Source organism: Syntrophomonas sp. (assembly GCF_028707975.1).
Lineage (GTDB): Bacteria > Bacillota > Syntrophomonadia > Syntrophomonadales > Syntrophomonadaceae > Syntrophomonas.
Map to the genome: position 1 here is coordinate 1 of NZ_JAQVZX010000131.1, position 4,254 is coordinate 4,254.

Consider the following 4,254-nt stretch of genomic DNA (forward strand, 5'->3'; position numbering starts at 1 on the left):
TAGAGTCGTAAAAACGCTGAATCAGCTTGCTCCTGGTGCTGGAATCAAAATATATCAAAACATTGCGACAAAAAATAACCTGAAATGCTTTTTTAAAAGGAAAGGGGCTTTCCATCAGGTTGAACCGACGATAAATGACTTGTCTTCTAATTTTTTCTTTTATCCTGAAACTATCCCGGTTAATCTCCTGAAAATACCGTAGTTTCCAACCAGCAGGCAAAGCTTCTATTTGCTCCTCCGTATAAACTGCCTCCTTAGCTTTTTGCAGAGCTCGCGTGGAAATGTCGGTAGCCAATATCCGTGTATCCCATGCTGCCTGTTGAGAGCTAAAGAAATCACTAATTACCATAGCCAGGGTATAGGCCTCCTCACCACTGCTGCAACCGGCACTCCAGATGCGGAGATCCCGGTTTTTCACTTTGCTCAACAGCTCGGGCAGTACCCTATCCCGGAAAAAGTCAAAGTGTTGGCTTTCCCGCATAAAGTAAGTGTGATTGGTGGTAATACGATCCAACATAGCGGTAATGCTTTCCCCAGTGGAATCCTGCAGCAAGTGTCTATAATAGCCGACAAAGCTGGAAAACCCCGTTTCCAGCAAATGATTGCTCAAACGGCTTTCAATCAGGTGTTTTTTCTGTTTCAAATCAATACCGCAATAATTATAAACATAATCAGCTAGCCAATGAAACTCCTGTTGTGATAAGTTAATCATATACTATCACCTACTTTTCACATAAACCCCCTCCTACAAGGTAAGTCGATTGAAATGATTGAATCATAACCTAGTATTTATCGAACTCGTTATCGCTTAGTGAGATTTGCAGTCTGGAATTACCTTGGGAAGCAGTTTCTATGGCTCTGGGCTCTCTACTGTCTACCGTCTGCATTATCTTCTGTTTTTGCAGTAGCTCTTTTACCAGGGCTAACATCTCCGGGCTCAGGTCGGATAATTGTATAGCACGCTCATTTCTCTTTTTTAAGGTAAACTTACCGACTTCATCCTTCATTAAAACGGCCTGACTGGACAATTCCTCGGCAGCAGAAGCGCTTTCCTCAGCAGTAGCAGCATTGCTTTGCACTACCTGGGAGATCTGCTCTACTCCCTTATCTATCTGGGATATGCCGGTAGCCTGGTCATTGGAGGCAACTGCGATATCTCCCACCAGAGCAACCATTCTGGTTACTCCTTCCACAATTTTACCCAGGGCTTCGGCGGTTTCGTTGGCTATTCTGGTTCCGGCTCCGGTTTTCTTAATAGAACCCACTATCATATCGGTAGTTTCTCGGGCGGCGCTAGCACTGCGGGCTGCCAGGTTTCGCACTTCCTCGGCCACCACCGCAAAACCTTTACCATGCTGTCCTGCCCGGGCCGCCTCGACCGCTGCATTCAAAGCCAAAATATTAGTTTGAAAGGCGATTTCGTCAATTACTTTAATTATTTTGGAAATATTGTTGGAAGATTCATTTATGGCTTCCATTGCTTCCAGCATGTTTTTCATTTCTTCATTCCCTTTTATGGCATTATCACGGGCAGTCAAGGCTAAATCATTAGCCTGGTTAGCATAAGCTGCATTCTGGTTGGTCTGAGCAGCTATCTGAGTTATGGAAGCAGTTAACTGTTCAATAGCACTAGATTGTTCGGCTGCCCCCTGAGCTAGAAACTGGCTGGAGCGCGCTACCTGGGCCGAACCATTGGCTACTTGATCAGAAGCCATATTGATACCGCTCATGGTTTCATTCCATGAAGTTATAATATAATTAAGTGAATCCTTGATAGCGCTAAAATCACCCCGGAAATCCTGACTTATTTCTACATCCAGGTTATTACGAGCCATTTGGGTTAAAACGCTGGAAATTTCGTTTACATAGTTCTTAAGGGCCTCAATGGTACTGTTTAGTGTGTCCTTTACCAGCTTGAAATCTCCCTTGTAGTCTCCCCTAACAATAACACCCAGGTGGCCTTGTTCCATTTCTCTCATCACTGCCGATATTTCCTTCATAGGCCCAATAACCGCATCCAGGGTATGGTTTACACCTTCCACTATGGCCCGGAAGTCTCCATGATGCCGGGAAGCATCAGCCCGCGTATTCAGTCGTCCTTCCACCGCAGCCCGGGCCAGCAGGTTGGCATCAGCTATCAGCAAATTCACTGCCTCGATGCAGGTATTCAGATTGTTTTTTATGGCATTGAAATCACCATTGTAACTATCCGTAATTATTGGTGGGATATCACCCCGTGATATTCGCTCCACATAGTCGGCCGCCACATTAAGAGGCCCAATAACCGCATCCAGGGTATGGTTTACACCTTCCACTATGGCCCGAAAGTCTCCATGATGCCGGGAGGCATCAGCCCGCGTATCCAGCCGTCCTTCCACCGCAGCCCGGGCCAGCAGGTTGGCATCAGCTATCAGCAAATTCACTGCCTCGATGCAGGTATTCAGATTGTTTTTTATGGCATTGAAATCACCATTGTAACTATCCGTAATTATTGGTGGGATATCACCCCGCGATATCCGCTCCACATAGTCGGCCGCCACATTAAGAGGCCCAATAACCGCATCCAGCATTTGATTTATTCCCAGCAAGCACTCCTTTTCAAGCCCACTGGCCTTTTCCACATTCGCGCGAGCTTCCAAACGCCCTGCCTTTATTGCCTCAACCAGCAGGTTGATTTCCTCTTGCAATTCCCCTGTAGTTCTTTCGGGCAAAGCTTTGCCCATATCCTGGTTTTGGACACTGCCCATTCCAATTAGTTCTTCTTTAATTTTTGCTTCTGAGCTATCCATATTGCTTTTTTTCCCAGCCATTTTAAATTCAGCCTCCTCTCCAGTTTCGATGCCTTTCACAACTAAACTTCTCTTCCACTTATGCCTATTAGCTTATGTAGTCAAGGTTTTCTAGTTCTTCAGTATTGAGCAAACGCTGGCAATCAAGGATCAACTTGACCTCACTGCCTATTTTTCCAATCCCTTTTATATAACGGTTATGAAAACCAGCACGAACATCAGGTGGGGGTACTATATCTGTATCAGCAATGGATATCACTTCCGCTACATTGTCAACAATAAGACCTACAGAAAGTTCTTCAATATCGATAACTATTATGCAGGTGCGATCATTATAGTCACGAGCTCCTTTATTAAAGCGCAGGTTTACATCCATAACAGGAACGATTTTGCCCCTAAGATTGATTATGCCTTTAACATATTCCGGTACATCCGGTATTTCAGTAATGGCTTGTATGCCACCTATTATCTCAGTAACATATTTTATCTCGATTCCATACTCCTCCTTTCCTACCAAGAAGGTTAAGAACTTCCCCTTTTGGGTATCTTCCTCCTGCATTACTGCTTCATCCAGTATTTCTGACACACTATCCACCCCTCTCCCTAATTTAATAAACTCACTTCCCCCACTCATTGCTTTTAGTCATTTAACCTTTGTTGGGATTAATCAGGTTTGCCACATCAATAATAAGGCAAGCTCTGCCATCCGCCAGTAAGGTACAAGCACTGATACCGGCTATTTTGCCAATGAATTTGGGCAGAGCCTTAACTACTACCTGTTGTTCTCCCAAGATGGCATCAACTAATAAACATATGCTTCCGGAATCGTTTTGCACAATAACGATGATTCCTTCCGCAATCTCCTTTAATGCTGACTCAACCTGAAATTTTTGATGCAAGCGCAAAACCGGATAACACTCACCCCTGAGCATGAGCATTTCGTTGCCGTCAGGATCAACTATGATATTATCAGGCTTTGCTTTAAAAGATTCTTTGATGGAGGTAATGGGAAGTATATAAATGGAGTTCCCTACCTTTACCCGCATACCATTTATAATGGCCAAAGTCAGGGGTATTTTCATAGTAATAGTGGTTCCCTGTCCGGGAGTACTGTCAACCAGCACCGTTCCCCCAATTTCCTCAATATTCTTATGCACTACATCCATTCCCACACCACGCCCGGAAAACTCGCTTATTTCTTCGCAAGTAGAAAAACCCGGCAATAGAATGGTGGAGTATATTTCTCCATCAGACAAATTACTGTCGGGTTTTTGAATCAAACCTCGGGCTTGGGCTCGTTCCAGTATCTTCTCCTTATTCAACCCTGCCCCATCATCCCTTATTATAATATAGACATCTCCGCCCTCATTTTTAGCTTCCAGGTAGACCCGGGCTACCGGTGATTTTCCCAAACTAGCGCGCTTTTCCGGGCTTTCAATACCATGGTCAATAGCATTCCTAATAA

General features: G+C 44.5%; 4 protein-coding genes. All 4 read right to left on the minus strand.

The window, feature by feature from the left end; genetic code table 11:
* The coding region (locus PHP87_RS11005) for a protein-glutamate O-methyltransferase CheR (RefSeq protein ID WP_299921312.1) at nucleotides 1-712 on the minus strand (712 nt) is incomplete at its 3' end.
* A 70-nt stretch (nucleotides 713-782) separates the two neighbouring features.
* On the minus strand, nucleotides 783-2,810 hold the full coding sequence (locus PHP87_RS11010) for a methyl-accepting chemotaxis protein (RefSeq protein ID WP_299921314.1): 2,028 nt from the start codon (nucleotides 2,808-2,810) through the stop codon (nucleotides 783-785).
* 67 nt (nucleotides 2,811-2,877) lie between these two features.
* Nucleotides 2,878-3,375, minus strand: a complete 498-nt coding sequence (locus PHP87_RS11015) for a chemotaxis protein CheW (RefSeq protein ID WP_299921316.1) — start codon at nucleotides 3,373-3,375, stop codon at nucleotides 2,878-2,880.
* Between the two features lie 61 nt (nucleotides 3,376-3,436).
* Nucleotides 3,437-4,254, minus strand: an 818-nt coding sequence (locus tag PHP87_RS11020) for a chemotaxis protein CheW (RefSeq protein WP_299921318.1), incomplete at its 5' end; no start/stop codon positions are given.